Source organism: Oryzibacter oryziterrae (assembly GCF_021864535.1).
Lineage (GTDB): Bacteria > Pseudomonadota > Alphaproteobacteria > Rhizobiales > Pleomorphomonadaceae > Pleomorphomonas > Pleomorphomonas oryziterrae.
Window position 1 is genome coordinate 71,983 of the sequence record NZ_JAKJIC010000009.1, and the last position, 22,184, is coordinate 94,166.

Here is a 22,184-nt window from a genome sequence, read left to right on the forward strand (position 1 = left end):
GGGGCTCAGCGCCGGTGCGCTTGCCAGCGCTCCAGAATCAGACGCGCGATTTCGCCGGTGGAGTTGATCGGCTGATAGGTTCCGCTGGCCGGTGCATCAGGAAACCGGCCCACAGAGGCGTGCTGGCTCAGGGCCGCAATGAAGGCGTCGATCTTCCTGTGACCACCGGACGGATGGAAAATCTGGATGGGCCGGCCGGTGCTGGCCGCCTCTCCGATCATGTTGGTGGAGTCCGCCGTCACCACGACTTCGTCCGCTAGCGCAAGTATCGCCAAATAGGGGTTGGCACCCGCGCCGTCCCAAATGTAGACATTGGGCATACGTCCCAGCTCGCTCAATGCGGCCCGCAATTCTGCGGGCGTCCGCCGCGACGCGGTGATCATCAGCGAGCGGCCACTCGCCGCCAAGGCGCTCAGCCCTGCACTGAACGCCTGCTGATCCGCCGCGGAAAACCGCGAATGGCGACTGTTGCCACCGACCAGAACGGCCACGCGCGGCGTCGGCAGCGTCGCCAGAATGGCCGGCGGCTCCTCGCGCAAGGCCGCCAAGGCGGCCTCGGAGATCCGATTGGGACCGGTCGTATGGACGACAACAGCGCCCCCTCGCAGCCGGTCATGCGACTGGACCACCACTAGATCGCCCCCATGCCGGTGCGTCCGGGGATCCTTGAACACAACGGTGAATGTGTCGGGGGATACCCGTTTCAGCTTGCGCACATAGGCAATGGCCCGCCGCCCCGTGGCAAGGCAGATGTCGGGAAAGGGCGGACTGAGCGGCGATCCGGATCGTCCCGGGGCCTCACGCGGATCGATGCCCCCCCAAGGCATGAACCAGGCAAACAGCGACAGCGGCTTGACCCGTCGCACGTCTGGCGAAACGCCAAGTACCTCCGCGACCCCGATCAACGGAATCTCATCCCCCGCCTTGCCGTCGGTGAGAATCCAGACTGATGGTCTATGGACCTCAACCATCGCCTCGAGCCTCGCCAATCGCCAGCAGTCGCTCATAGGCTGCATATTCCTGCTCAAGCATATGCTGCTTGGTAAAATGCGCCATGACATGCATGCGGCCGGCCTTTCCCATCTCCAAGAGCCGCTCGGGGTCGGACAAAGCATCCCGGACAGCCTTGGCCATGTCCGCGGCGTCACCAGGACGAACAAGCCAGCCCGTCTTTCCTGGCACGACTGTTTCACGCGACCCACCGTGGTCCGTCGCTATGACGGGGGTCTCCATGGCCTGTGCCTCGATGGCAGCCCGCCCAAATGCTTCCGGCTCGGTCGACGCGGAAAATGCCAGGTCCGCAGTAGCAAGAATGGCAGCAACATCGCGCCGGCTGCCTGCAAATGAGACGCGCTGGAACAAGCCAAGAGACTGTGAAAGGTCCTTGGCTTCGGCGATCAGCCCATCTTTGCCGCTACCTACCAAAACAAGATGCCATGGCTGATCGGCAAGGTGTGCAAGCGCCTTCAAGAGTACGCCGTGGCCCTTCCAACCTGTGATCCGGCCGACCATCACAAGCAGGGGAACGCCAGTCCCAACTCCGAACTCATCCCGGATCGTGGCCGCTCGTTCGGCCGAGATTGCAGAGGGATCAAAGACTTTGGGGTCTATTCCTCGCGGAGCAACAATGATCCGCTCGCTCTCGACACCATAGACGGTCTCAATATGATGGCGAATGAACTCGGAGTTAGCCACGACAATCGGCGACCGCAACATAACCCTGTTGTAGGCTCGCTTGAACGCATTGCCGTGCCCATACACGCCATGGAAGGTCGTGAGAAAACGGCATGGACGCCGTGCCATCAGGGTCGCCAACCAACCAACCCAAGCCGGCGCACGACTGCGGGCATGCACGATATCGATTTCGTTGGCATCGATTAACCTGGCGACTGCAAAGGCATTCCTCAGAATGGCGAGGGGCGACTTGTCGCCCACGGATATCTTCCAGTGCACCGTGCCCAACGCGTCGACTTGCGCAACAAGATCCCCTCCCTTGCTCGCGATCCAGTTCGCAATGCCCTTGGCGGCAAGAAACTCTGCCATCTCCACAGTTGACCGTTCGACACCGCCGTCGCCCAGAGCCGGAAGCAGCTGCAGTACATGCGGCCGGTGCTTTTCGTCAGTCAGACCAGAGAGATAGGCCGGCAGCTTCATAGCCCATGTTTGGCCCCGCGCATGCAGAAGAGCAGACCGACCAAGGCGCTCACGCAGATTGGGATCGGACAGCAATCGATCAAGGGCGGCCTGAACATTGGCTGGGTCGTTGCCGTCACACAGAAGACCGGTTTTCCCGTCAAGGACAGCATCTGCAGCGCCACCCTCCCGGCCCGCCAGCGCGGGACACCCATGCCACCCCGCCTCAAGATAGACGAGACCGAACCCCTCCACCGAGGCTCCTTCACGTCGGGCGGGCATGGCGAAGATATCCGACGCAGCGAACAAGGCCGCCTTGTCCTCCTCGGATACCCCCCCAAGAAACTCAATGCGGTCGCCCGCTCCGGTTTGCTGGGCCAGCGCCTCCAGACGCGGACGATCGCGTCCATTTCCCGCCACCAGCAACGTTGTATCTGAAAATCGGCTTGCAGCTACTGCTTCGATCAGGCGGTCAACACCTTTGCGAGGCTCCAGACGGCAAAGGCAACTGACTATGAGACCTCGTCCATGGCGCACACGAAGGCTGGCAACTTTGGATGGATCGGCATCGCCCTGCGGCACGATTGGAGGTGTGACAACATCAAGCGCAACGCCCACTCCAAGATAGGGCTGGACCAGAGAAGCGGTATAATCGGAGTTGGCTACGACACGAGACGCTTTCGCCAAGGCTTTTCGGATGCGCTCTGCTTTGGCAGGTGAAGGTGCAGGCGGAAACTCCATGCCATGCGCCAAGCAGAGGACCGGAGTTGCCCCAGCAGAGTAATGCTCAAGGCTCTTCCAACTATCAGCGATGACGGCGGTAACAGATCCCAAGGCAACGATACGCTTGGCTTCCCTCCCCTTTCGCCACCGCCGAACAGGCTTAAGACCGCCAAACCGCTTAATCGCAAATCTCGCACCAGAATCGGATGCCACCGACGCCCCGTCGGCCAGCACTGTCACATCCTGGCCAGCCTCACTCAATGCGTTAGCAAGGCCACCCATCAAGGCTTCGATTCCACCGGTCGCTGGTGGAAAACACTGCGTCAGGATCAAATACATGCCAAATTCCAAGGCCGGCGCGTTGCTCCCGCCAGACCGCTCCTTCATATTTCAAACATCCGGCAACGAGAAGGCCCACGTGGACACAGGTGCAAACGAGTTGTTAAATGTCCATGAGGCTGGGATCGCTAAGGTTCCATCCCCCGTTACAAAAGAACATGGTTGTCTCGTGTCCAAATCCCCTTTGTCGATCTTCATCATCTGCCAGAACGAGGCCGATCGCCTGCCCCTCGTATTGGAAAGCATCAAGGACTTGGAGGCCGATCTGGTCGTTGTGGATAGTGGCAGCACGGACGGCACAGTCGACATCGCCCGCCGCTACACCGATCGCGTATTTCATCGGGCTTGGGAAGGATTTGGCCCGCAAAAGGTTTTTGCAGAAGCCCAATGCCGGCATGACCTTATTCTCAACCTCGATGCCGATGAAGTGTTGCTCGACGAGGTCAAAGCCTCGATCAGAGCAATACAGGCTTTGCCAGACGACAAGCGTGCTGCTGCTTACTCACTGCGCATTCGCCATGTAAGCTTGTTGGCACCGACGCTGAAACCTGGACTTTTCAATCCGACCAACATCACTCCACGCCTTTATGATCGCCGCCGCGCAGGGTTCAAGAGCAGCACCGTTCACGACAAGGTCATCACGCACGACGGAAGCAAGCCCGTGACTCTCAAGGGAGACGTGGCCCACATTTCGATGAAGTCATTCTCCCAGATGTGGGAAAAGATCAAAGCATACAGTGAACTCTCAGCCGTGGACTGGGTGTCCAAGGGACGTAATCCGTCCTCGATCAGACTGCTGTTCGACCCGCCATTTTTCTTCTTCAAGAACTATTTCATCCGGCGCTTGTTTGCAGTTGGCGTTGAAGGATTTGTCATCGCCATAATCCTCAGCGCCGGGCGAGCTCTCAGAATTGGCATGGCCAAGGAGCTTTACGAGCGCAAAGCCAAGAAATGAAGTCTGTGCATATGGGCGAGAACGTCAACGCAGCCCAAGCTTTGACTTCAGCCAACATGTGAGGCTTCCAATCAGCCCGAAGGTCGAAAGGCAGTATGCAACTTGATCCAAATGCCGCTTCGGCGCACGGGCGAACCGCTTACGCCCCGGCAGCGCCCGGTGATGTGAACCAATTGACGAAGGCAGGATGTTAGCCTCGACTGGTGGCGGCAAAACCCCATAGACGCACAGCTCGTGTTCCCACGGACGACGAAGATCTTCATCGATGGCTCGCCACCGTCGCTGTACAGGAGCCAGAAATTTCCGCGCTCCTAGCGGGGTGATCAAATAGGCACCTGTATTATTGGGGACCCGCCAATAGCGAACAACATCGCCGATGGAGTCCAAAGACGCCATCTTAACCGCAGCAGCCTTCGAAGGATTGCTCAACCGCACCAAGTCCCAATCAGGTGGCAACTGTCCAACTCTATCGAGTAGCTCAACCAATTGCCGATCGAGCCGTAAGTCATCCTCAAGCACCAGCGCCGGCGTATTTGTTGTCTCCGCGGACAACGCCTTCATAATTGTTAGATGGCTCGCATAGCAGCCGATCTCTCCGACCGATAGAACCTGCGGCGCTTCTCCGACCGCAGGTTCAAAATAGGGTCGTAGCCACGATGGCAGATCGTCACCGCGCACGGCAGGTATCCGCTCATACTCCAGACCAAGTCGACCGAGCTCTCTATCCATGTGAGCCAGCCGATCGGTATCCCTGTCGAGGTTTATGAGAAAAATGCGCAAACCTTCACCCTCAGATTCGATCCGTCACAAGAGAAGCCACCCCTTGGGACATATATCGTCGGTATAGGTCGTAAGCATTTGCGGCCGGGAAAACCATCTCCGGGGCGCGATTACCACCTGATTTTCAGATTGCGCCAGCCAGGCACCCCACCAACTGAACGTACTGTTGGCGATGATATGATGCCGACAACGGGACATCAGGTATAGATCCTCGTTCCTGTCACGGCCAGGAGTAACGGTGCAACCGCACCAGCCAGATGTCATGGCTGCCGCGGCCTCAAGATCGTCCGAAAACACAATATAGCGAGCGTTGGGAACCAGACGCTCCATGAACCGTCGGGCCTGTTGGTAGTACGCCTCGCCAAGCAGACCGTGGGTGGCGGCCGTCTTTGGGTCAGCCGCGTAATCACCCCGACGAATATGGACGGCAACGTGAGGCGTCTCATCAAGTGCCGTCAAAATCGAATGGTCGAGGTTGGCAGCAACATGGTCAAGAGCAAAGGCTTGTCGGACCACACCTGCCGCCGACTGGAAAAACAAATCCGATTGAAAATAGCCCGCAATGTAAGTCCCAGGTAAGATTGCGTCGATGGACGGATCATATGCCTGCCCCTGCTGCCGGAAAACAGAGCCAGGCCATTGGGTGAACCGCGTCTTGATGCCAGACTTCCTGAAGCGACCGAACAGACTTCGTCGTGTTTGGGCTTCCGCAGCCGACCAAGGCGCAACATCTAGGCGGAACGCGTCCAAACCAAAGTTAGCATGCGCAAGCCGCTCTGAGTTCACAGGATCCACCAACAGACCCACCTGCAAGCGGTGCGCTTGTGCCAGCCCTGCAGCCAACTGGAACATTTGATTGCCCAAGCCACCGAAAACCTGAACACATATATACTCACGGCAGTTGGCTGCGGTCACAGAGATAGAGCTGGACAAAAGTGCCATACGACTTGCCTCGACGACTCACGGCCTAACCCTGTGCAAGGCCGTGAGATTTCACACCTCGCGCGCGCCACAGGGAGAGCGCCGAACAGCCAAACAACAACCCAACCACGGAATTTCAATCCGAGGCCGCCTCAACACCCCGATACTCCATTTCCGAGAATAACAAAACCGCGCCATCCTTCTCTGGGCGCGATTGATTTTTGGCGCTTATAGAGATTTTGTCTTTCCGCACATATTGGACTAGTGCGCACGGTTGGCAGCGGCAGAAGGACCGATGAGCGTGATCAAGGCAGGATTTGTTTCTTCGGCGCCAAACTGGCAGTGGATCAGACAGTTCCCCGCTGGAGTTCCGCGCTGGGGCGACGTCGAGTTTTCGCTCTCCGGTGACATGTCGGACTGTGATGTAGTGTTTGTCTATGATGCCATCCCACGAGAGCTGTCAGGCCACCTTGCAGCAAATCGGTCGATGTTCCTTGCTTCCGAACCTGCGAGTGTCAAATCCTATCAGCCACGCTTTCTTCAGCAGTTTGACTGTGTCCTGACGACAGATCCGAACACAACCCACGCCCACGTCCTGATGACTCAGCCAGCGCTACCTTGGCTAATTGGCGCCTATGATGCTGCAGGCCAACCACTCGACAAGGCGATGACCGCTCGTGACTTCGAAGACTACGCGCCAATAAAGGACAAATCTATTTCAGTGATCACGTCCAGCAAGACAATGACGGCAGGACATCGCGCACGCCTGGAATTTGTCACAAGATTGAAAGATTATTTTGGGGATGAAATCGATCTATTTGGACGTGGAATACGAAACTTTGGGGATAAGACCGATACCATATCAAGATACAGATACCACATTGCGATCGAGAATAGCCAATTCAGTCACTATTGGACAGAAAAACTCTCCGACCCAATATTGGCGCTGACGCATCCAATCTATTTCGGATGTCCCAATATAAGAGATTACTTTGATGACAGAATGGTATCGACAATCGACATATCTGATTCGGATGGTGCGATCAGAATCATAAAGAAGATTCTCGATTCTGATCGTGCGGAGAATACCCGCGCCCATATGATCGAAGCGCGCCGCCGTGTGCTGAATGAGTACAATCTATTCTCCATTCTGGCCGAGCTTGCGACAGCAATCACCCAGAAGGAGCCCACCGGTAGCCGACAATCGGCCTTCCTGCAAAGCGAACGTAGCTTCGTGGGATTCAAGGGCCGCTTCGTGCGTCCCATTACACACGCAATCCGCCGAGTACTCAACAAATAGAAGAAGAGCGTATTATGTTCAAATTCATAAAGAGACGAAACCACCGCTTTGACAGCACGACGTCAATCGGCAGCACAAGCAAAGTCAGCAAGGACACCAATATTGGAAATTATTGTTACATCGGAGAACGGTGCGACATTACGCGAGCAACGATTGGAAATTATGTTTCTATTGCAAACAATGTTTCCATAGGCCCCGGAGAGCACCCAATCGATAGAATTTCAACACACAGTATTTTTTACGACGCTCCATATCTAGAACTTACACGAGGAGACTGTACCATCGGCAGCGACGCTTGGATTGGGGTTGACTGCATTGTGCGGCGCGGTGTTTCCATTGGAATTGGTGCTGTCATCGGCGCCAACTCCTTCGTGAACGAAGACATTCCCGACTTCGCCATTGCGGTAGGCTCACCGGCAAAAGTGATCAGATATCGCTTTTCGCCCGACAAACAGCAAATCATCTTGGCGAGTCGCTGGTGGGAAAAGACCTTCGAAGAGGCTCGAAAGAGCATTGCGGCGCTCGCGCGAGACTTATCATAGAGAAGATTTAGCGAGGTCGTACCGGGGTCAAAAACACAAAGCCTCATCTGCGGCGGGTCTGTAAACTGTCACCCAACTTCGCACTTCGCTTTTGTTCTGCGGACTCAGGCAGGGATCTCCCCCTTGGAAAGATCCTCCGCCAACACAAAATAGAAGCATCAGCAACGTTCATGGATAGAGGTTGGAGTCCGTGAGCGGCATTCACCTCCCTTTCACGGTGACCGAGAAGCAGCCCCTGATCTCAATCAGTCCATGCGGTGGGTTTCTGTGCGCAGATGCAAGAATGCCCACACAAGGTGGGCATCCGATCCAGCTTCCATCGACAGACAAAAGAGCTTAGCCCGCCTCTCACACAAACCGCACGTCGAGAATCTCATACCCTCTGGCGCCGCCAGGTGCTGCCACTTCGATGGCGTCGCCGACCGACTTGCCGATCAGAGCGCGGGCGATGGGCGAGGAGATGGAGATGCGGCCCTGCTTCACGTCGGCTTCGGCATCGCCCACGATCTGGTACGTCTTCTCTTCGTCGGTATCCTCGTCGACGAGCTTCACGGTGGCGCCGAACTTCACCGTCTTGCCGGTCAGCTTGCTCACGTCGATGATCTCGGCGCGCGACAGCATGTCTTCCAGCTCGGAGACGCGTCCCTCGTTGTGGCTCTGCGCCTCCTTGGCGGCATGGTACTCGGCGTTTTCCGACAGATCGCCGTGGGCACGCGCTTCCGAGATCGCAGCAATGATCCGAGGGCGCTCCTCGGACTTGCGACGCTGCAGCTCCAGTTCAAGCGCTGCGTAGCCGCCGGCGGTCATCGGGATCTTTTCCATCGGTCTCTCAGCCTTTCATAAAAAATCACTGCGCCCGGCGCCTGAGGCACCGGGCCGCGATTTATCCCAGATTTTGCCCGGCACGCTGATGGTAGCCAACCGGGGCAGTTGTTTTACTGGCGAAACCCGACGGGGTTCCGCAACTTCCTCAAGCCTTTTGGAAATAGGCCTGCAACGGACGAACTTCACGCACACCGGTCGCCCAGGCCTCTATCCCGCGCGCCGCAGCGATTGATCCTGCCAAAGTGGTATAATACGGAACTTTCTGCAAGAGGGCAGCGCGCCGGAGCGAACGACTGTCGCTCAGCGCCTGGCGTCCGTCGGTGGTGTTGAACACCAGATGCACTTCGCCATTCTTGATGGAGTCCACGATATGCGGACGCCCCTCGAGAACCTTGTTGACCTGGTGCGAAACAACGCCATTGGCCACCAGATAGCGGTGCGTACCGCCGGTTGCCATCACCTTGAAGCCCACGGCCTGCAGACGCTTCACGGCGTCGAGCACCCGCGGCTTGTCCGAATCGCGCACGGACACGAACACCGTACCGGCCGTCGGCACCTTGGTGCCCGAACCGAGCTGCGCCTTGGCGAAGGCCACCGCGAAGTTCTTGTCGAGGCCCATGACTTCGCCGGTCGAGCGCATTTCCGGCCCGAGCAACGTATCGACACCGGGGAAGCGCGCAAACGGGAACACCGCTTCCTTGACGGCGATATGCTCGAGCGGCTCGTCCCTCAGGGCAAAATCGGCGAGCTTCTCACCGGCCATCAGGCGCGCGGCGATCTTCGCCACCGGCTTGCCGATGGTCTTGGCCACGAAGGGCACCGTGCGCGAGGCGCGCGGATTGACCTCAAGGATGTAGATCACCCCGTCCTTGATGGCATATTGCACATTCATCAGGCCGACGACGTTGAGCGCCCGCGCAAGACCGGCGGTCTGGCGCTTGAGCTCGGCGACCATGTCATCGCCCAGTGAATAGCTGGGCAGCGAGCAGGCGCTGTCACCGGAGTGAATACCGGCTTCCTCGATATGCTCCATGACGCCGGCAACGAACACGTCCTTGCCGTCACACAGCGCATCGACGTCCACTTCGATGGCGTCGCTGAGATAGCGATCGAACAGCAGCGGGCTCTTGCCCAGCACCATGTTGATCTGGCCGGTCTTGTCGTTGGGATATTGCGCCTTGACGTCCGCCGGTACCAGCGCCGGCAGCGTTCCGCTCAGATAGGCGTCGAAGCCCTCTTCGCTGCGCACGATCTCCATGGCGCGGCCGCCCAGCACGTAGGACGGGCGAACCACCAGCGGGAAGTCGAGTTCGGCCGCGATGAGACGTGCCTGCTCGATCGAATAGGCGATGCCGTTCTTCGGCTGCTTGAGGCCGAGCTTGTCGAGCAGACGCTTGAAGCGATCGCGGTCTTCGGCAAGATCGATGGCATCAGGCGACGTGCCGAGGATCGGAATGCCGGCCCGCTCAAGCGCATCGGCGAGCTTGAGCGGAGTCTGGCCACCGAACTGTACGATCACGCCATGCAGCGTGCCGTTCTGCTGCTCGACGCGCAGGATTTCCAGCACGTCCTCGGCCGTCAGCGGCTCGAAATACAGGCGATCAGAGGTGTCATAGTCGGTCGACACGGTCTCCGGATTGCAGTTGACCATGATAGTCTCATAGCCGGCGTCGCTGAGCGCGAAGCAGGCATGACAGCAGCAATAGTCGAACTCGATACCCTGACCGATGCGGTTGGGTCCGCCGCCCAGAATGACGACCTTCTTGGCATTCGACGGCCGAGCTTCATCGGCGACAGCGCCGGCGAAGGGTGTCTCATAAGTCGAATACATGTAGGCGGTCGGCGACGCGAACTCGGCCGCGCAGGTGTCGATGCGCTTGTAGACCGGATGAACATCAAGCGAGTCGCGCAGGGCCTTCACATCGGCGACCGGCTGGCGGGAGAGCTCGGCGAGACGCGCGTCGGCAAAGCCCATGGCCTTGAGCCGGCGCAGCCAGGGCGCGGTCGCCGGCAGCCCGTTCTCGCGAACCTTCTGCTCCACGTCCACGATCTCGCGGATCTCGTTCAGGAACCACGGATCGATCTTGGAGATCGCGTGGATCTCCTCGGTCGACATGCCGCGGCGCATGGCCTCGGCGACATAGCGGATACGATCCGGCGTCGGCGTGCCGAGAACGGCGCGCAGGCTGTTGTGCAGCTCACCCGACGGCACTTCGATCTCGTTGAGACCGGTAAGACCCGTCTCGAGACCACGCAACGCCTTCTGCAGCGACTCCTGGAAGGTGCGGCCGATCGCCATCACCTCGCCAACCGACTTCATGGCGGTGGTCAGCGTCGGCTCGGCGCCGGGGAACTTCTCGAAGGCAAAGCGGGGGATCTTGGTGACCACGTAATCGATGGTCGGCTCGAAGGCGGCCGGTGTGGCCCCGCCGGTAATGTCGTTGGCCAGCTCGTCCAGCGTATAGCCCACGGCAAGGCGCGCCGCCACCTTGGCGATCGGGAAGCCGGTCGCCTTCGACGCCAGCGCCGAGGAGCGCGACACGCGCGGGTTCATCTCGATGACGATCATGCGGCCGTTGGCGGGGTTGACCGCGAACTGGACGTTGGAACCGCCCGTCTCGACGCCGATCTCGCGCAGCACCGCGCAGGAGGCGTTGCGCATGATCTGGTATTCCTTGTCCGTCAACGTCAGCGCCGGCGCGACGGTGATGGAGTCGCCGGTGTGCACGCCCATCGGATCGAAATTCTCGATCGAGCAGATGATGATGCAATTGTCGTCCTTGTCACGGACGACTTCCATCTCGAACTCTTTCCAGCCGAGCACCGATTCTTCCACCAGCACTTCGTTGGTGGGCGAGGCCTCGATGCCCGACATGACGATGTCGTAGAGTTCTTCGATGGTATAGGCGATGCCGCCACCGGTGCCGCCCATGGTGAAGGACGGGCGGATGATCGCCGGCAGACCCGTCACCTTGTAGGCTTCCAGCGCCTGCAGGCGGGCCGTGAGGTTATACTCCTCGCGGCGAGCCTTCTCGTCCATCTCCCATTCGCCGTCAAAGGCCGCCAGCGCCTTGGCGCGGGCTTCGGGATCGGTGTGCTTGTCGGCAACCGCCGCCTTGCGGGCCTCATATTCGGCGCGGAACTTCTGCTTCAGCGCGGAGGTATTGACGAACGCCGCCTTCGGTGTGTCGAGGCCGATGCGCGTCATCGCCTCGCGGAACAGTTCACGATCCTCGGCCTTGTCGATGGCCTCGGCGGTCGCGCCGATCATCTCGACGCCGAACTTCTCGAGCACGCCCATCTTCTTCAGCGACAGAGCCGTGTTGAGCGCCGTCTGTCCGCCCATGGTCGGCAGCAGGGCCATGCGCTCGTCGGGACGGGCAGCCCGTTCGCGTTCGATGATCTTCGCAACGATCTCAGGCGTGATCGGCTCGATATAGGTCGCGTCGGCCAACTCCGGATCGGTCATGATCGTCGCCGGATTGGAGTTGATCAGGACGATGCGATAGCCTTCCGCCTTCAGAGCCTTGCACGCCTGCGTGCCCGAATAATCGAATTCGCAGGCTTGGCCGATCACGATAGGACCGGCGCCGATGATGAGGATGGAGTCGATATCGGTACGTCTGGGCATCTTCGCTCGCGTGTCATCGCGACCGGCGTCCCTGAGGGCGTCGGTCGGCGCGGGTTCCAGAATGGGTGATCGTCGATCAGATCGTTGGCGCGGCTTATAGAGTAAAAGCACCGCGCCGCAAACCCCTTGGGCAGTGCTTTCCGGCACTTTCTTCACCATTCCCCCCAAGCGGCCACCCGCGGCAGCGCGACGCCTTGCCACCGGCGCCGCCGCAGCAAAAGCTCGACGACGGTTTCCGCTCAATGAAAAAAGGCGCTATGAGCTATCTTTCACAGGCGCCGCAGGGTTGGGCGGCCCGTAAGAACCCAAGGTTAAATGCGATCTTGGTGGAGGCAATCACATGCGGTGGCAGGGACGGCGGCAGAGCGACAACGTGGAAGACTACCGCGACGGCGGTGGATCGCAGCAGGCTGGTGGCGGCTTCCGCCTGCCCGGCGGCAACTTCGGCGGTGGAGGACGGCGCGGCGGCGGCCTTTCGATCGGAACGCTGATCGTGCTCGGCGTCATCCTCTGGATGCTCGGCATCAATCCGCTGGTGCTGCTCGACGGCAACATGAACCTCACCGGGACGGACAGCTTCCAGCAGCAGCGCCCGCAGCAGAGCAGCAACAGCAACGACGAAATGAAACAATTCGTCGCCACCGTCCTCGCCGACACAGAGGACACCTGGACCGAGATCTTCAAGGCCTCCGGCGAGCACTACAAGCCGACGCCCCTGGTGCTGTTCTCGCGCTCCCTCCCCTCCGCCTGCGGCTTTGCCAGCGCAGCGAGCGGGCCTTTCTATTGCCCGGGTGACAAGAAGATCTACATCGACCTCGCCTTCTATCAGGAACTGCGCCAGAAGTTCGACGCCCCCGGCGACTTCGCCCAGGCCTATGTGATCGCCCACGAAGTCGGCCATCACGTGCAGGATCTCCTCGGCATCCTCCCGGACTTCAATCGCAAGCGTCAGGCGATGTCGCAGAGCGACTCCAACGCCTACTCGGTTCGCATCGAACTGCAGGCTGATTGCTTCGCCGGCGTCTGGGGTGCCTACGCCCAGCAGAAGGGGATTCTCGAGCGCGGCGACCTCGAAGAGGCCCTCAACGCCGCCGTCCAGATCGGCGACGATACGATCCAGAAACGGATGCAGGGCTACGTCGTGCCCGAAAGTTTCAATCATGGCACATCTGCCCAGCGAAAGCGGTGGTTCGCGAAGGGATTCGACGCGGGCAGCATTGACGCTTGCGATACTTTGGCCGCAAAGACCCTCTAGCAGCCCATCGATGTCCAGATCTCAGCAAGCGTAGGAAAGTACAAATGTCCGCCAAGACGTCCGGTCGCGGTTTGTTGTTCGTCTACCTGACAGTCCTCCTGGACGTGATCGGCATCGGCATGATCATCCCGGTGATCCCCGCGCTGATCACGTCACTGACGGGCGACAGCCTCGACCAGGCGGCCTATGTGGGCGGCACCATGATGTTCGTCTACGCCGGCATGCAGTTCATCTGTGCGCCGATCATCGGCAACCTGTCGGATCGCTTCGGCCGGCGACCGCTGTTGCTGATCTCGGTACTGACTTTCGGCTTCGACAATTTGATCTGTGCGCTGGCGCCCTCGATGCCCTGGCTGTTCCTCGGCCGCTTCCTTGCCGGCATCTCCGGCGGCAGCTATACCACCGCCGGAGCTTACATTGCCGACGTCTCCGCGCCCGACAAGCGTGCCCGCAACTATGGCTTGATGGGCATGATGTTCGGTGTCGGCTTCGTGCTGGGGCCGGTGCTCGGCGGTCTCGTCGGCTCCATCAGCCCCCGCGCGCCCTTCTTTGCCGCCGCCGGCCTGTCGCTGCTGAATGCGGGTTTCGGCTACCTCTTCCTTCAGGAAAGCGTGCCGCCGGAAGCCCGACGCCCGTTCTCCTGGAAACGCGCCAATCCTTTCGGTGCCATGAAGGCCATGGCCGGCCACAAGGGCCTGCTCGGCCTTGCCCTGATCGTCATCGTCGCCCAGATCGCCCATGACGCCAATCCGTCCGTCTGGGCCTTTTCCGGCAAGCTGCGCTTTGGCTGGACCGAGCGGGACGTCGGGCTGTCGCTGGCCGCCGTCGGTGTTGCCATGGCCATCGTCATGGGCGGGCTGATCGGCCCGATCGTCAAGCGCTTCGGCGAGAAGCGCGCCGCTCTGATCGGCCTCACCCTGTCGTCGTTGGGATTTGTCGGCTATGCCTTCGCGCCATCCAGCGCCGCCATGCTCGCCTTCATCCCGCTGTTCGCCTTCATCGGCCTCATCGAACCGTCACTGAAGTCCATCGCGGTCACACGCATTCCTGACAACGCCCAAGGCGAGTTGCAGGGCGCCATTGCCAGTCTGAAGAGCCTGACCATGACGCTGTCGCCGCTCCTGATGACGCGACTGTTCGGCTATTTCTCCGCCCCGGCTGCGCCGATCTATTTCCCTGGCGCTCCGTTTCTCTGCGCTGCGCTCCTGATGTTCCTCGGCCTCGGCATCCTGCTGGGACAGGACGTCTGAGGACCGCTGACAGCGCCTGACGTAGCGAGATGCAAATCTGTCTCCCCCAAGGAGACAGATCATGCCCGATCTCAACAGCTTCATCATCCGCGCCAAGGCCGCGACTTACGCCGGCGGCGGGGCCAACGCCCCCAGCAGCCGGACCGCTTCACACGATCTCGCCTTTGCCCATGGCGACTTCCGCTATCTCGACAGTTATTTTGGCGGCAGCGACTTCGCCGGCCAGGAAACGGTCTGGCTGCGCGACGAACCCGTTTGGGTGATGAACTATTTCGGGCGCATCCTGCGCGACGATCTGATCACCGGCCATCAGGCCGGTATCCTGATCAAGGCGGCGCTGAGCGCGCTTTACACCGAAAGCCGTTTTCTCGGCGGTCATCGCTTCGCCCAAGAGGATCTTCTCTACATCGACATGTCCGACGGCGATTTCAGCAACTTCTTTGGCTATGAGGAGATCCGGCGCAAGGATGTCAGGGTCTATGAGTTGCGCTATTGCGGCGGCCGGGTGCGTCCTTGAACCTCATGCCTGCGCCCGCTTCCCAGGAGTATAGCAAGGAACATTTGGACCGCGGGAGTTGCTTGCGTTCCTGCAAATGCCCAAAAGGCATTTCATGAAAACTAAACGGCTTTCTGCTATACCCATCTCGCCGCATGTGGGAACCGAGGGGATCCTGCCGACGGCACATAACTTGGAGTTTCAACGTGAAGTCATTTCTTCTTGCCACTTGCGCCTGCGTCATGGTCGGCTCGCTTCCGTCGATCGCACTTGCTGGCGACAAGGTGGATATGGCCAACGTCACCTGCCAGCAGTTCCTGGCTGATCAGGACGGCCTGCTGCCGACCCTGTTCTGGATCGACGGCTATCTGAGCCATGCCTCCGGCAACACGGAAATCGATCCCGACCAGCTCGTCCAGAACGCCAAGGACATCGCTGCGTCCTGCCAGAGCGAGCCGGACAAGAAGGTCATGGACCTGCTCGAGCAGTAAGCGCGTATCGACCGCGATCTGCGGGCGAGAGCCCATCAAGGCCCGGGGACGGAGAACGTCACCGGGCCTTTTTCATGCCCATTTGCTGCAACGATCCATAACGGCCGCTCATCGATAGAAGCAAAATAATTCGCTTTTCGCCCCATAGGGGAGCCAGTAGCTTCAGGAAAACCACCCCGGAAGGATGGCCATGTCCGACAAGCCGCAGATCCCCATTCCCGTTGTCTTGGTCTGTGGCTGCCTGATCGCCATCCTCACCTTTGGCCCTCGCTCCACCATGGGCTTCCTGTTGACGCCCATGACCACCGCCAATGGCTGGAGCCGGGAGATCTTCGGGCTTGCCATTGCCATTCAGAACCTGGTCTGGGGCCTCGGCCAACCTTTCACCGGCCTGATCGCCGACCGCTTCGGCACCTGGAAGACGCTTACTTGTGGTGCGGCCCTCTATGCCCTGTCGCTGGCCCTGATGGCCGCGACCACCTCTGCAAGCACGCTCCAGCTGACCGCCGGCGTACTGATGGGACTCGGCATCGCCGGCAGCGCCTTTTTCCTCGTGCTGGCCGCCTTCGCCCGACTGGTGCCCGAAAGCTTCCGCACCACGGCCTATGGCCTCGGCACCGCAGCCGGCTCCATGGGGCAGCTGCTGTTCGCCCCCCTTGGCCTCGCCACCATCGACCATTTCGGCTACGCCAACGCGCTGCTGATTTTCGCGAGCCTTCTGGCCCTCGTGCCGCTCCTCGCCATCCCCTTGAAAGGCAAGCCCCGACCAGCCGGCGGCGCCAAGGCCTTGGCTGGCGATCAGGACCAGACCGTGCGCCAAGCGCTCACTGAAGCCTTCGGCCATCGTTCCTATCTGCTGCTGGTCGCCGGCTTCTTTGTCTGTGGCTTCCACGTGGCTTTCGTCACCACGCATCTGCCGCCTTATCTGATGGACAAGGGTCTAGATCCCCATTGGGGCGCCTGGGCGCTGGGACTGATCGGGGCCTTCAACATTGCCGGCTCGCTCTTGTCTGGCCAGGCGTCGGCACGCTTCCCCAAGCGCTACGTCCTTTCGGTGATCTATTTCAGCCGCGCGGTGTCCTATGGATTGTTCTGGCTGCTGCCGGTGAGCCCCACCACGGTGATCCTCTTCGCGGCCTTCGCCGGACTCACCTGGCTGTCGACGGTGCCGCCCACCAACGGCCTTGTCGGCGTGATGTTCGGGACCCGCTATCTCGGCATGCTCACTGGCATCGCCTTCTTCTCGCACCAGGTCGGCGCCTTCCTGGGCGTATGGCTCGGCGGCAAGTTCTACGCGGCGACCGGCACTTATGACGGCGTCTGGGCCATCGGCGTGCTGCTGGGAGTTTTCGCCGGCGTCGTCAATCTGCCGATCACCGAAACGCGGGTGAGCCGGCCGCTTCCGGCCTGAGCTCGTCCGACAGTCTCAGACCCCAAACTCCCGCCGCTCGGCGATGGCCGCCCGTGCCGCCGCCAGTCGGGCGATAGGCACTCGGAAGGGCGAACAGGACACATAGGTCAGCCCTGCGCCCTCGCAGAACGCGATGGAATCAGGATCACCACCGTGCTCGCCGCAGATGCCGAGCTTGATGTCCGGTCGTGTCCGGCGGCCGCGTTCGATGGCGATCTTGATCAGCTCGCCCACGCCATCCGGATCGATGCTGACAAAGGGATCGCGGCTGAGGATGCCCTTCTGCAGATAGGTCGGCAGGAAGGACGCCGCGTCGTCGCGGCTGATGCCGAAGGTGGTCTGCGTCAGATCATTGGTGCCAAAGGAGAAGAACTCGGCCGATTCGGCAATGTCGGCCGCCTTGAGCGCCGCACGCGGCAACTCGATCATGGTGCCGACCTGATAGCCGATATGTTCGCCGCTCTCCTTGGCCACCGCCGTCGCGACGCGGGCGATGATCGCCTTGACATAATCAAGCTCGGCGCGCGCGGCCACCAGCGGCACCATGATTTCCGGCATCACCGGCACGCCCGTCGATCGGGCGGCAATCACGGCGGCCTCGAAGATGGCACGCGCCTGCATCTCGGCGATTTCCGGGAACGAGACTGCCAGGCGACAGCCCCGGTGGCCGAGCATCGGATTGAACTCTTCGAGATTTTCAACCCGCCGCCGCAGCGCTTCCGGTGTGAGACCCAGCACACGCGCCACCTCGCCGATCTCCTGCTCGCCGCGCGGCAGGAACTCGTGCAGCGGCGGATCGAGCAGGCGAATGCACACCGGCAAGCCATGCATGATCTCGAAGAGTTCGGCAAAGTCCTGACGCTGCATCGGCAGGATCTTGGCGCAAGCGTCGCGCCGGCGCTCCGGCGTCTCCGCCAGAATCATCTCGCGCACCGCCGTGATGCGCTGATGATCGAAGAACATATGCTCGGTGCGGCAAAGGCCGATCCCCTCGGCACCGAACTCACGGGCAACGCGGGCGTCCGATGGCGTCTCCACATTGGTACGCACCTTCATGCGCCGCGCCGCATCGGCCCATTCCATCAGCGTGGCGAAGGTACCGCTCAGTGCCGGCTGACGCATGGGCACGCGCCCGACCATCACCTGTCCGGTGCCGCCATCAATGGTGATGACATCACCGCGGTGCAAGGTACGCCCATGCACCGTCAGGCTGCCGACGGCCCCGTCAACCTTCAGGGCGCCGACACCGACGACACAGGGCTTGCCCATGCCGCGGGCGACGACGGCCGCATGGCTGGTCATGCCACCGCGCGCCGTGAGAATGCCCTCGGCCGCATGCATGCCATGAATGTCTTCCGGGCTCGTCTCGATGCGCACCAGGATGGACTTGATCCCCCGTTGGCGCGCCCTCTCGGCCTCCTCGGAAGTGAACACGATCTCGCCGATCGCCGCCCCAGGCGACGCCGGCAGGCCGGTCACCAGCACATCCCGTTCGACATCCGCATCGATGGTGGGATGCAGCAACTGATCCAGCGAACTCGGATCGATCCGCTCGATGGCTTCGTCGCGGCTGATCAGCCCCTCGTTGGCCATCTCCACCGCAATGCGCATGGCCGCCTCGGTCGTGCGCTTGCCCGAGCGGGTCTGAAGCATCCAAAGCTTGCCGCGCTCGATGGTGAACTCGATGTCCTGAATGTCGCGGAAATGCCGCTCCAACTGGTCGCAATAGCCGATGAACTCCCGATAGGTCTCGGGCATCAGCAACTCGAGCGATGGCCGCTCCGATCGCGTGGACACGCGGGAGGCCTCGGTGATGTCCTGCGGCGTCCGCAAGCCTGCCACCACATCCTCGCCCTGCGCGTTGACCAGGAACTCGCCGTAGAGCGTCTTCTCGCCGGTCGAGGGATTGCGCGTGAAGGCAACGCCCGTTGCCGAGCGCTCGTCCATGTTGCCGAACACCATGGCCTGGATGTTGACGGCAGTGCCGGCCGTCGAGGGAATGCCGTGCAGCTTGCGGAAGGTGACGGCGCGGGAGTTCATCCACGACCCGAAGACGGCACAAATGGCGCCCCACAGCTGTTCGACCGGATCTTGCGGAAACGGCGCCCCGGTCTCCTGCTCGACCAGACGCTTGAACTCATCGATGATGTCGCGCCACTCGGCGGCGCTCAGCTCGGTATCGGCGAAATAGCCTTCGCGATCCTTGACGTCATCAAGCACATCCTCGAACAGATGCACGCCGACGCCCAGCACCACATCGCCATACATCTGGATGAACCGGCGGTAGCTGTCGAGGGCGAATCGCTCATCGCCAGCCTCGCGCGCCAGTGCTTCAACGGTAACATCGTTGAGGCCGAGGTTCAGCACCGTGTCCATCATGCCGGGCATGGAGGCAAGCGCACCCGAGCGCACAGCCACAAGCAGCGGATGCTGCGCGTCACCGAAGGAGCGGCCCGTACGCTGGCTGAGTTGCACCAGCGCCTGCTCGACTTCGTCCCTGAGCCCGTCGGGATAGGTCTTGCCGTTGGCGTAGAAATGCCGGCAGACCTCGGTGGTGATGGTGAAGCCGGGCGGCACCGGCAGGCCAAGCAACGCCATTTCCGCCAGATTGGCGCCCTTGCCACCAAGCAGATGCTTCAAATGGGTTCCGCCGTCGGCTCCACCCGCTCCGAAACTGAAGACCCACCGGGGCATGAATTCACCGAACCCTCGAGTTGACCCGCTGACGCTCGCCAAGGACAGGAACCCGAAAGGCAAGCATTTCCAGACAGGTTCAGCTTGCCTGCGCCTCCCGATGAGTCGGGAACAAGTCAGCCACCAAATCAGGGTGGTTATAGCACGGAAACAAACCGCGGCGATTCAGTTGTTGCGGTGCAGCGAGAACTTTTGATGAATTCCGCGCCGGCATCCGTCGGTTCGGCGCAATCGGCTAATCCGCCATGGCGGCTCAGCTTTTCGCCGGTACTTCCAGATGGAAGGGAACCCCTTCGAACGCGTCTTCGCCGCGCCCGATGGCATCGATGGCAGCGACCATACGACCGGATCGGCCCAGCAGATGATCGGCGATCTCGATGATGCGCCGGTTCGGCGTGGCCGAGGGTGATCGCGTGCGCAGCGTCTGTGCCAGCTCCACTTCATCGCGCGTCGGATCGAGATGCAGCGCCAGCGTATAGGCGGCCGCCGTCGAGCGAGAGATCCCGGCAAAGCAATGCACCACCAGCGGCGTCTGCCGGTCCCAATCCTTGATCCACTCAAGCAGCTGCACGACATGCTGCTCGCCCGGCAAGGTCATGCCCGAAAGGGGATCGACAATGTCATTCATCGCCAGGAACAGGTGATTGTTGTGACTGATGGCATTGGGCAGACGCATGGGCGTGCCGGCATTGACCAGCGTCACCACATGCCGGGCCCCGACCCGCTCAACGGTTTCCTCGAGCTTGGCGAGCGAGCAGACGTGGATCATAGCAGACACTCCAATTCAGCAAATCTTTTCAGAAACTTGTCTTCGGCCTCGATTGTCGACCAGGGCACGAGTCCGAGCCGGGGACCCTCCGGAGTCTGCCGCCCGACCCCCTTGGGAACGCCGAATATCTTCTTGGCCTCCTCCGCCGTGAATCCCGCAAGCTCCACTGCTTCGAAATAGGCGCAGAGGATGTCGGCCTTCTTGGTCAGCTTGTGCAGGTAGGCCGTTGCAAACTTGGCGATCCCGAACCGACGATGGATCGCGTCTTCAAGGCGCCTCTCGATCACCTTGTAGTCGCCGCCCATCACCGACTTGAAGGGCGAGATCATGTCGCCGATGACATACTCCGGCCCGTCATGCAGCAACACCACGAGGCGCTGGGCCGGCGTGAGCGTCGGCTCGATCAGGCCGGCGATATCCTCGACCACCAGGCAATGCTGCGCCACCGAGAAGGCATGGTCGCCGACCGTCTGCCCGTTCCAGCGGGCGACGCGGGCAAGACCATGCGCAATGTCGGCGATCTCCACGTCCAGCGGCGAGGGATCGATGAGATCGAGCCGCCGCCCGGACAGCATGCGCTGCCAGGCACGGGGCGGTGAGCCGGCTTTGTCTGCCATGAAAAATCCTGATGCCCATTCAAGTCACGAAACGGCGACCGGTCCTGCAGGGAACCGGGCCGGTGCCGATGTCTAGCGCGTCGTGCTGCCCAACACTGACAGCATCACTCATCGCCAGCGGCGGCCTCCGGCCAGCCGTAATGGGCCCAGGCGGGAAGTTCAACGTGAACCGGCACGTCACCCACAGTCACGCTGCCGCCGGCATCGATCGCCGCCTTGATCTTGTCGAGGCGCAGGATTGCGAGCCCCTCCCGACCGGCGACCGTGCCGACCGATCCGAGACTGCGACCGGCGGCCAGAACATCGCTGCCCCGCGATAGCGGCGCAGTGCCGACAAGCCTCACCGGACGACGACGGGCCGTTCCGCGATGCTTCATGCGGCTGACCACTTCCTGACCGACGAAGCAGCCCTTGGTGAAGGAAACCCCCGACAGATCGTCCATGGCCAGGTCATGCGGGAAGCAATCGCCCGCAACGACATCGAAGCCGAGTTCGGGAACGCCAAGCACCACGCGCCGGGCGTGATAGGCGGCTTCGCCGTCAGCATCCGAGGGCACTGCCGTTGTGGACGCATAGAAGCGCTGCCCGAGCTCGGGATGCCGAGGGTCGCGTGCCAAGGTGCCCGGGCCGGTTGGACCGGCACCGTCGAGCAGCACATGAACGGCCATGGCCTCACTGACATCGGCCAGCTCCACCTGCGCCCTCAGCCGAAACATGGTGAGTCGCTTCAGGAGATCCCCTGCCGCACCAACCGGTGCATCAAGCAGAAATCCGCCGTCGACGCGCACAAACAGAAAGTCCGAGATCACCTTGCCCTGTGGGGTGAGCAGCGCGCCATAGCCCGCGCTTTCGGCCGTGGCGACGTCGGTCTTCTGCGTGATCATCCGCTGCAGATAGTCTTCCGCCTCGGGTCCGGTCACAGACAGGATCACACGGGAAGTCAGTCGGGCAAGTGAAATGGCCATGTGGGTTCCACCAAATTGTTCGTTGCCGAAAGGTAGAGAGCCGAGGAGCAACAGACAAGGGTTTGAAACGCCCACGCTCGAGGCCAC

The 22,184-nt window shown here is 61.0% G+C and carries 18 protein-coding genes; 8 read left to right on the top strand and 10 right to left on the bottom strand.

Going from position 1 to position 22,184, the window contains the following annotated elements; all coding sequences use genetic code 11:
• Positions 1 to 5: 5 nt before the first annotated feature.
• Both L2I41_RS11310 and L2I41_RS11315 read right to left on the bottom strand, forming a co-directional pair.
• Positions 6 to 1,007 (bottom strand): mitochondrial fission ELM1 family protein, encoded by a 1,002-nt coding sequence (locus L2I41_RS11310; RefSeq protein ID WP_237153657.1) that lies wholly within the window; start codon positions 1,005 to 1,007, stop codon positions 6 to 8.
• Positions 964 to 3,207, bottom strand: coding sequence for a glycosyltransferase (locus L2I41_RS11315; RefSeq protein ID WP_237153658.1), 2,244 nt, complete (start codon positions 3,205 to 3,207; stop codon positions 964 to 966). Before L2I41_RS11315 ends, L2I41_RS11310 begins: the two co-directional genes overlap by 44 nt.
• On the opposite strand from L2I41_RS11315, the gene L2I41_RS11320 reads away from it, so the two are divergent.
• Positions 3,194 to 4,150, top strand: a complete 957-nt coding sequence (locus L2I41_RS11320) for a glycosyltransferase family 2 protein (protein ID WP_237153659.1) — start codon at positions 3,194 to 3,196, stop codon at positions 4,148 to 4,150. The two genes, L2I41_RS11315 and L2I41_RS11320, sit on opposite strands and share 14 nt — an antisense overlap.
• Positions 4,151 to 4,174: 24 nt before the next feature.
• On the opposite strand, the gene L2I41_RS11325 is transcribed toward L2I41_RS11320, so the two are convergent.
• Both L2I41_RS11325 and L2I41_RS11330 read right to left on the bottom strand, forming a co-directional pair.
• A complete protein-coding gene (locus tag L2I41_RS11325; RefSeq protein ID WP_237153660.1) occupies positions 4,175 to 4,930 on the bottom strand; it encodes a glycosyltransferase family 25 protein in 756 nt (251 codons plus the stop codon).
• A gap of 24 nt (positions 4,931 to 4,954) precedes the next feature.
• A complete protein-coding gene (locus L2I41_RS11330) occupies positions 4,955 to 5,872 on the bottom strand; it encodes an alpha-1,2-fucosyltransferase (protein ID WP_255720162.1) in 918 nt (305 codons plus the stop codon).
• A gap of 274 nt (positions 5,873 to 6,146) precedes the next feature.
• Here L2I41_RS11330 and L2I41_RS11335 point away from each other — a divergent pair, with 274 nt between their 5' ends.
• Both L2I41_RS11335 and L2I41_RS11340 read left to right on the top strand, forming a co-directional pair.
• The gene (locus L2I41_RS11335) at positions 6,147 to 7,151 is read left to right on the top strand and encodes a glycosyltransferase family 10 domain-containing protein (RefSeq protein ID WP_237153662.1); all 1,005 of its coding nucleotides are present in this window, start codon (positions 6,147 to 6,149) and stop codon (positions 7,149 to 7,151) included.
• A gap of 14 nt (positions 7,152 to 7,165) precedes the next feature.
• Positions 7,166 to 7,693, top strand: a complete 528-nt coding sequence (locus L2I41_RS11340; protein WP_237153663.1) for a CatB-related O-acetyltransferase — start codon at positions 7,166 to 7,168, stop codon at positions 7,691 to 7,693.
• A gap of 348 nt (positions 7,694 to 8,041) precedes the next feature.
• On the opposite strand, the gene greA is transcribed toward L2I41_RS11340, so the two are convergent.
• Entirely contained in the window at positions 8,042 to 8,515 is a 474-nt protein-coding gene (gene greA, locus L2I41_RS11345) for a transcription elongation factor GreA (protein WP_237153664.1), read from the bottom strand.
• 148 nt (positions 8,516 to 8,663) lie between these two features.
• On the bottom strand, positions 8,664 to 12,149 hold the full coding sequence (gene carB, locus L2I41_RS11350; protein WP_237153665.1) for a carbamoyl-phosphate synthase large subunit: 3,486 nt from the start codon (positions 12,147 to 12,149) through the stop codon (positions 8,664 to 8,666).
• Between the two features lie 340 nt (positions 12,150 to 12,489).
• On the opposite strand from carB, the gene ypfJ reads away from it, so the two are divergent.
• The 5 genes from ypfJ to L2I41_RS11375 all read left to right on the top strand — a co-directional run bounded on the left by ypfJ (position 12,490) and on the right by L2I41_RS11375 (position 17,052).
• Positions 12,490 to 13,404 carry a KPN_02809 family neutral zinc metallopeptidase gene (gene ypfJ / locus L2I41_RS11355; RefSeq protein ID WP_237153666.1) on the top strand — a complete coding sequence of 305 codons (915 nt, stop codon included), beginning with the start codon at positions 12,490 to 12,492 and terminating at the stop codon, positions 13,402 to 13,404.
• A gap of 44 nt (positions 13,405 to 13,448) precedes the next feature.
• The gene (locus tag L2I41_RS11360; protein WP_237153667.1) at positions 13,449 to 14,654 is read left to right on the top strand and encodes a TCR/Tet family MFS transporter; all 1,206 of its coding nucleotides are present in this window, start codon (positions 13,449 to 13,451) and stop codon (positions 14,652 to 14,654) included.
• Positions 14,655 to 14,715: 61 nt separating this feature from the next.
• The gene (locus L2I41_RS11365; RefSeq protein WP_237153668.1) at positions 14,716 to 15,171 is read left to right on the top strand and encodes a DUF5680 domain-containing protein; all 456 of its coding nucleotides are present in this window, start codon (positions 14,716 to 14,718) and stop codon (positions 15,169 to 15,171) included.
• 185 nt (positions 15,172 to 15,356) lie between these two features.
• On the top strand, positions 15,357 to 15,641 hold the full coding sequence (locus L2I41_RS11370) for an HdeA/HdeB family chaperone (protein ID WP_237153669.1): 285 nt from the start codon (positions 15,357 to 15,359) through the stop codon (positions 15,639 to 15,641).
• Between the two features lie 190 nt (positions 15,642 to 15,831).
• Entirely contained in the window at positions 15,832 to 17,052 is a 1,221-nt protein-coding gene (locus L2I41_RS11375) for an MFS transporter (protein ID WP_237153670.1), read from the top strand.
• 15 nt (positions 17,053 to 17,067) lie between these two features.
• Here the strand turns inward: L2I41_RS11375 and ppdK are convergent, their stop codons facing one another.
• The 4 genes from ppdK to ygfZ form a co-directional block, all read right to left on the bottom strand.
• Positions 17,068 to 19,746 (bottom strand): pyruvate, phosphate dikinase, encoded by a 2,679-nt coding sequence (gene ppdK / locus L2I41_RS11380; RefSeq protein WP_237153671.1) that lies wholly within the window; start codon positions 19,744 to 19,746, stop codon positions 17,068 to 17,070.
• Between the two features lie 253 nt (positions 19,747 to 19,999).
• Complete coding sequence (locus L2I41_RS11385; RefSeq protein ID WP_237153672.1) at positions 20,000 to 20,515, bottom strand: tyrosine phosphatase family protein; 516 nt, start codon at positions 20,513 to 20,515, stop codon at positions 20,000 to 20,002.
• On the bottom strand, positions 20,512 to 21,132 hold the full coding sequence (locus L2I41_RS11390) for an HD domain-containing protein (protein ID WP_237153673.1): 621 nt from the start codon (positions 21,130 to 21,132) through the stop codon (positions 20,512 to 20,514). The genes L2I41_RS11385 and L2I41_RS11390 overlap by 4 nt, the downstream gene beginning before the upstream one ends.
• A gap of 104 nt (positions 21,133 to 21,236) precedes the next feature.
• On the bottom strand, positions 21,237 to 22,097 hold the full coding sequence (ygfZ, locus tag L2I41_RS11395; RefSeq protein ID WP_237153674.1) for a CAF17-like 4Fe-4S cluster assembly/insertion protein YgfZ: 861 nt from the start codon (positions 22,095 to 22,097) through the stop codon (positions 21,237 to 21,239).
• Positions 22,098 to 22,184: the final 87 nt, after the last annotated feature.